7 protein-coding genes are annotated in these 6,070 nt (G+C 61.2%); 4 read left to right on the top strand and 3 right to left on the bottom strand.

Annotated elements, in window-relative coordinates; genetic code table 11:
- Window positions 1-779, bottom strand: a 779-nt coding sequence (locus tag WB402_RS06260) for a hypothetical protein (protein WP_424206063.1), incomplete at its 3' end; no start/stop codon positions are given.
- The gene (locus WB402_RS06255; protein ID WP_424206062.1) at window positions 776-2,566 is read right to left on the bottom strand and encodes an autotransporter assembly complex protein TamA; all 1,791 of its coding nucleotides are present in this window, start codon (window positions 2,564-2,566) and stop codon (window positions 776-778) included. The genes WB402_RS06255 and WB402_RS06260, both read right to left, overlap by 4 nt.
- A 318-nt stretch (window positions 2,567-2,884) precedes the next feature.
- Between WB402_RS06255 and WB402_RS06250 the strand changes: the two genes are divergently transcribed.
- From WB402_RS06250 to WB402_RS06235, 4 genes are all read left to right on the top strand, one after another.
- A complete protein-coding gene (locus tag WB402_RS06250) occupies window positions 2,885-3,397 on the top strand; it encodes a hypothetical protein (RefSeq protein WP_424206061.1) in 513 nt (170 codons plus the stop codon).
- Between the two features lie 169 nt (window positions 3,398-3,566).
- The gene (locus WB402_RS06245) at window positions 3,567-3,872 is read left to right on the top strand and encodes a hypothetical protein (RefSeq protein WP_424206060.1); all 306 of its coding nucleotides are present in this window, start codon (window positions 3,567-3,569) and stop codon (window positions 3,870-3,872) included.
- A gap of 226 nt (window positions 3,873-4,098) precedes the next feature.
- The gene (ydiK, locus tag WB402_RS06240) at window positions 4,099-5,214 is read left to right on the top strand and encodes an AI-2E family transporter YdiK (RefSeq protein WP_424206059.1); all 1,116 of its coding nucleotides are present in this window, start codon (window positions 4,099-4,101) and stop codon (window positions 5,212-5,214) included.
- A 42-nt stretch (window positions 5,215-5,256) separates the two neighbouring features.
- On the top strand, window positions 5,257-5,616 hold the full coding sequence (locus tag WB402_RS06235; protein WP_424206058.1) for an STAS/SEC14 domain-containing protein: 360 nt from the start codon (window positions 5,257-5,259) through the stop codon (window positions 5,614-5,616).
- A gap of 84 nt (window positions 5,617-5,700) precedes the next feature.
- Here WB402_RS06235 and WB402_RS06230 read toward each other — a convergent pair.
- The coding region (locus tag WB402_RS06230; RefSeq protein WP_424206057.1) for a hypothetical protein at window positions 5,701-6,070 on the bottom strand (370 nt) is incomplete at its 5' end.

Below are 6,070 nucleotides of genomic sequence, written 5' to 3'. Positions count from 1 at the left end.
CCATGACGCCAGGTGGCCGGATCGAGGTCGGCGGTCGCGAGCGTCGCGTTCCAGCTCGTCGCGCCAAGCACATCGCTTGCCGAGGCGTTCAACTGTGCGCTCCACGGTGGCGCGAGTTGCTGTTCGGTTGCGAGCCGGCGACTGTCGCCGCGCAGCCAGCCGTGACCGGTGAACGGCGCGAGCGACGGAACGCGCACCGACCAACGCAGCTCGAGATCGACCGGGTAGGGCGGGGCGAGGTCGATCTGTCCCGCGGCGGCGACGGAGTAATGTTCGGTCTCGAGTGTGAATTGCGTCAACCGCACGCGAGTGTCGTGTCCGCTGCCGCTCAGCTCCGCACGCACCTGCGTCACCGGGTCTGTCTCGTCGATAGTAAAGGTGGCGTGCGTGAGCCGGACGGCATCCAGCTCCACGGCGAGTGGCAGCGATAGCCGTGGCGCGGGCGCGTTACTCGCCGGCGTGCTGCGTCGCTGCAATTGCACATCGTCGAGCTCGAGGCGCGTGATGTGCCACGTCGCGCGCAGCAGCGCGCCGGGTTGCCAGTCGAGCACGAACTCGCCGATGTGCAGTTCGGTGCGCGCGTCGCGATACACAATGCCGCGCGCGCGGATCGGGCCGAGCAGGTTGCCTTGCAGCGCTTGCGCTCGCAACTCTCCCGAGGCGAGTGCGGCAGCGCGTGCGAACGCCCACTGCAGACCAGCTTCGCTCGTGAGCAGCGCCGTCTGTGCGAGTGTGACGACGGCGAGGACGGTGGCGATGATGAGCAGTCTGCGCTTCACAGTTCGGGCCCGATGACGAAATGTACGCGCCACGGCCGATCTTCGAGCGTAAGCGCCCAAGCGACGTCCAAGCGGATCAGCCCAATGGGAGATCTCCAGTGTACGCCCACGCCGGCACCGTTGAAATAAGGTCCGTCGAAGCTGTCCACAGCGTTGCCGCTATCGAAGAACGTGGCCAGGCTCCACTTCTCGAAAATGCGGTGTTCGTACTCGACGCTGCCGACCAGCAGGTACGGTCCACCGATGACATCACCGTTCTCATCCTCGGGGCCGAGGGAGTTGTAGGCGTAGCCGCGCACGCTCTGGTCACCACCGGCGTAGAAGCGCAGGCTCGAGGGCAGCGTCGAGAAATCATTGATCCAGGTAGCGCCGACGTCGAGGCGCGCCACCACCCGGCCGCGCGCCCCGAGTGGCTCGATGACTTTGGCCTGCGCGCGCGCCTGCCCGAAGGTCACGTCCGAGGAGATCGCCGCATTTGAGCCGCGCAGGTCGAGCTGGGCGCGCCAGCCGCGTGTGCTGACGAGCCGGTTGTCGGTTTTGAGGTACAGCCAGCTAGCATTCGGCATCAGCAGTGTCGTCTGCCCGCTCTCGTTACCGGTCTCCCAGGTCTCGTGCTCGTAGCTCAGGCCGTAGGTGCTGCGCCAGCCGGCGATGCGGCCCTCGGTCAGGCTCCATTGACCGCCGGCATGCGTAAGGGCGACTCCGGCGGTGTAGCGTCGGCTGTCGCTGGTATCGGGGTGTTCGTCAATGGCGCCGACGTTGTACGACAACTGATCGGTGCGCGGGTCACGCACCGGGATGAGATAACTGGCGGTGAGATCGGTCCGCACCTGCGAGGCATTGAGCTCGGTGGCGAGTCGATGGCCGGCCTCGTTGAGCTGGCGACGTTCCCAGCCGACCTTGCCGCGCACCCCGGTATCGGTGCCGTAGCCGAGACCGAGCGTGTATTTGTTGGGTGGCCGCGGCACGAGCTTCACCACGATCGGCACCTCGGTGTCGATCGCGAGATCGCGCCGCGGCGTCACCTCGATCTGCTGGAAGTAGTCGCTGTTGACCAGACCACGCCGCAGCTCGATGAGCTGCTCGGCGTCGAATGGTTCGCCGGCCGCGAACGGCACGTAACGCGCGAGCAGCTCCGGGTCGAGGCCGCTGCCGGGTTCGAATTGCACGGAGCCGAAGCGGTAGCGCGCACCGGTCTGGTAGTGCAGCGCCACGCTCGCCGTATAGGCCTCGAGGTCAACCTGCACCGTGTGGCGTGTGAGCGTGGCGTCGAGGTAGCCGCGTTCGGCGCCGAGGCGCGTAAGGCGCGCCTTCGCCGCCTCGTAGCGTTCGTGATCGAGCACATCGCCCTGACGCAGCGGAAAGTTCTTGAGCAATGCGGCGATGGCGGGATCGGCCAGGCCATCACCGGTGACCTGAAGATCGAGCTCGCCGATGCGCAGCGCCTCTCCCAGCTCCACGCGATAGCGTGCCACGAAACCTTGCTCGCCGCTCGTGAGCTTCGCCGTCACTTGGGCGCGATAGTAGCCGCGCGGCAGCAGGGCCGCGCGAATCTCCTCCGCGGCGCGCCTGTGCAGGGCGCGGATCGCGGCTGGGCTCAGATCGGACTCATTCTTCTGTTGCTCGATGCTGAGCTGTTCGAGCACCGGTTTGCGCAGCGCCAACGGAAGGCCTTCGACCACGACCTCGATGGCGGCCGCCGGCCATGCGACCAACAGCGTTGCGAACCACAGGCTGCGCAGGCACGCGGCGGTACATCGGTTCGTCTTGTCGTGCGAGGCGGGCATTGTCGCGGGTTCGAGCAGGGCCTAGAAGTATAAACACCCTTTTCCCTGGAAGTCACCGTCCATGGCCCGGGTTCACAAATTCATGCTCGTGCTCGTCGCGGGCGGCACGCGCCACGCGTTTCGGTAAATAATTCTATTGAATACGGGTGGCTTTTCAGAAACGAGGCGTTTATTCTACCGATACACATAACGCTACGGACCTTAAAATATGTGTTTCCGCTGGTGCATTACCTGTATGCGCCGCACCGGCTCAGCAAGACGTGAGCGTCGGGCGGAACGACGCCGGATGGCGCGCCCAAAGCAAATGGAGACCTGATCATGACCAAGACCGGCACCACCCTCGTCACCGCCGTGCTTACCGCCATCGCCGCCGCGCCGGTCATGGCCGCCGATGTCGCTGGTGTGTTCAGCCAAGGACGCACCCATCTGTCGGTGGTCGGCGGCAGCGGCAATGCCTTCAATGACAGCTACTTCGTTCTCGGTGTGGGCGCCAGTTATTATCTGGCCGACGGGCTGAATATCGGTCTGTCCGCCGAATCCTGGACCGGCGGCGATCCCGGCATCACCAAGCTCACGCCGTCGGTGCAGTACGTGTTCTACCAGGTGCCGCGCGCGACGCCCTACCTCGGTGCGTTCTATCGCCGTACCTACATCGATAACTTGCCAGATCTCGACTCCGTCGGCGGCCGTGCCGGTGTCTACCTTGCCGCCGGGCGCAACATGTTCGTCGGCATCGGCGCCGTATACGAGTCCTACCTTGATTGCGATACGAGGCTCTACAGCGATTGCACTGATACCTACCCGGAGATCAGTTTTACGTTCGCGTTCTGATGCGCTCTGAAACACCGCAGGTTGGGGTGAGATGATTACGTACTGTCGGATGATGAAAATGATAAAAAACAGCTTATGCTTTTCCATTATTGCTTGGGCTGAGATGTAAAACATGAGAACACGAGTCATACTTGGACAAAGTCCTAAATTAAAGAAAGGAGATAATGTCATGAAACGGTTCATCGCGAACGGATGGTTTGTTGTCGTCTTCGGATGTGTTCTTCTTGCAGCGGGTTGTGCTTCCTATTACAAGGTGACGGACCCGCAATCGGGCAGAGTGTATTACACAGATAAAATTGATAGCGATAAGAGCGGCGTAGTGAAGCTGAAGGATGCTCGCAGCAAGAGCACCGTTACGCTTCAGAGTTCGGAAGTGAAGGAAATCAGCAGTAGTGAGTATAAAGAGGGCCTCGCTGCACCAGAAAGCAAGCCGGCGCCGACGGCAACACCGGCACCAAGCACTGAGTCGAAATAACAACTGTCCCCCCGCTCTCCTTGATCGAAAGGGGGAGGGGGTATTTAGGAAAAAATCTCAGCGCCCCACTTTTTAAAAGCGCGGGATTATAACAACATGTAATTTCCTCTATCGAGGCGTCTATTTCATCGGGGCCGGTTCAGGCATATGTGTACCCCTTCCCCGACACTATGGTTAAGCGACACCCTCGGGTAACATACCCGCGACGCTTAAGGAGCCGTTCAACATGCCCGACGTCCAGCGCGATCTCACCCGAACCGTACTCGCGGTGCTGTTTATCGGCGGGCTCATCGGAGTTTCCTTCTGGGTGCTGCGTCCGTTTCTCGGGGCGCTGATCTGGGCGGTCATGATTGTGGTGGCGACCTGGCCATTGATGCGCGCGGTCCAGACTGCACTCGGGGGACGGCGCGGGCTCGCGGTGACGGTCATGACGCTGGTGTTATTGCTGCTGTTGATCCTACCGTTCTCGGCGGCCATCGGCACGATTGTGGCCAATGTCGATGTGATCGCCGAGTGGACCAAGACCTTGAGCGAGTTCAAGGTGCCGCCGCCACCATCCTGGCTGGCGGGCTTGCCCGTGGTGGGTGAGCACGCGACGCAGCTGTGGCAAGAGGTGGCGGCCCAAGGGGTCGAGGCCTTGGCCGCCAAGGCCGCACCCTACGCGGGTGATCTGACCAAGTGGTTCGTCTCCCATGTCGGCAGTGTCGGTGTCGTGTTTATTCAGTTCCTGCTCATCGTGGTCATTGCCGCGATTCTCTATGCGCACGGCGAATACGCCGCCGACTGGGTGCGCCGCTTCGGCGGGCGCCTGGCTGGCGTCTCCGGCGAGGCGGCGGTGCGTCTGTCGGCACAGGCCATTCGCGGGGTCGCTCTCGGCGTGGTGGTCACGGCGTTGGTGCAGGCACTGCTCGGGGGCCTCGGCTTGCTGATCGCGGGTGTTCCGTTTGCGGCGATTCTCACCGCAGTGATGTTCATGCTCTCGGTAGCGCAGATCGGCGCTGCGCCGGTACTGGTCGTGGCGGTGGTGTGGCTCTTCTGGAACGACGCGGCCGGCTGGGGCACGTTCCTCCTGGCGGTCACGGTGGTTGTCGGTACCCTCGACAATGTCTTGCGTCCGATCCTGATCAAGAAGGGCGCGGATTTACCGCTGTTGCTCATCTTCGCCGGCGTGATCGGCGGTCTCATTGCCTTCGGTCTGATCGGGATTTTTATCGGACCGATGGTGTTGGCCGTGGGCTACACCTTGTTGAGTGCGTGGATCGAACAGGGCGAATCGATTCGCCGTGCCCCGACACCGCTAGCGATGGCCGTCAAGCGCAAGAAAAACACGCGCACGCCGTAATGGCGGCGTGCTGATTACATTCGTACCGTAAGGAGTCTTCTGATGGCACACGAAATTATCAAAATCGATGGACCCGTCCTGCATGTTCGGATCAAGGGCGTGATGCAACTCGCCGATCAGCAGGCGCTGCAGGTGGTGGCGAAGAAACTGATTGCACAGGGACTCAAACCACGCCTGCTCGTGATCGTCGAGAACTTCCAGGGCTGGGAGAAGGGGGTCGACTGGGGTGACATGGATTTTCTGATGGACTACGGAGATGACGTTGTCAAAATGGCGATCGTCGGTGACGAGAAGTGGAAGGAACAGGTGTTCATGTTCACCGCCAAGGGTCTGCGCAAGACGGCGATCGAGTATTTTGCCCCCACGGCCCTGGCGCAGGCGGAAGCGTGGGTGCGGGCATGACAGCCGTTAGTGCCGTTGTGTTTCCCGAAACTTTTCATTCATCGCTTCGACCCGTTCGAGACCGTGTCCCATTTTGATTTTTCGCTATGGTTGTTTCAACGGATTGCAATTTTTTAGAATGACTTTCCCTTGCAATATATTGCCGCGTGAGTATTCCTGGAATTCACAGGTGTTTTTAGCGGGATCGTAGTTTTCGACCCAAAGGTTTTCGTCCTTCCAGGTTATGCCGATATGGCGTTGACCTTCGGGTACGGCAATGTGCATCACGCCTCCCCATTGCTTGACAAAAATTTGCTGGTAGTGAAAAAAATAGGCCCCCGCGCCGATGATGAAAACTGCGGCGGCGGTGGCCACGGCAACATTCCATTTTTTCAAGCCTGCGCCGATACCCCACAGCGCAATCGCTGCAACGGCAATGACAGCAAGCCAATAGAGATAAGTGATCATTGTTCCC

This window comes from Sulfuricaulis sp., from assembly GCF_049587675.1.
Taxonomy (GTDB): domain Bacteria; phylum Pseudomonadota; class Gammaproteobacteria; order Acidiferrobacterales; family Sulfurifustaceae; genus Sulfuricaulis.
This window is presented reverse-complemented; position numbering and strand designations above follow the sequence as displayed.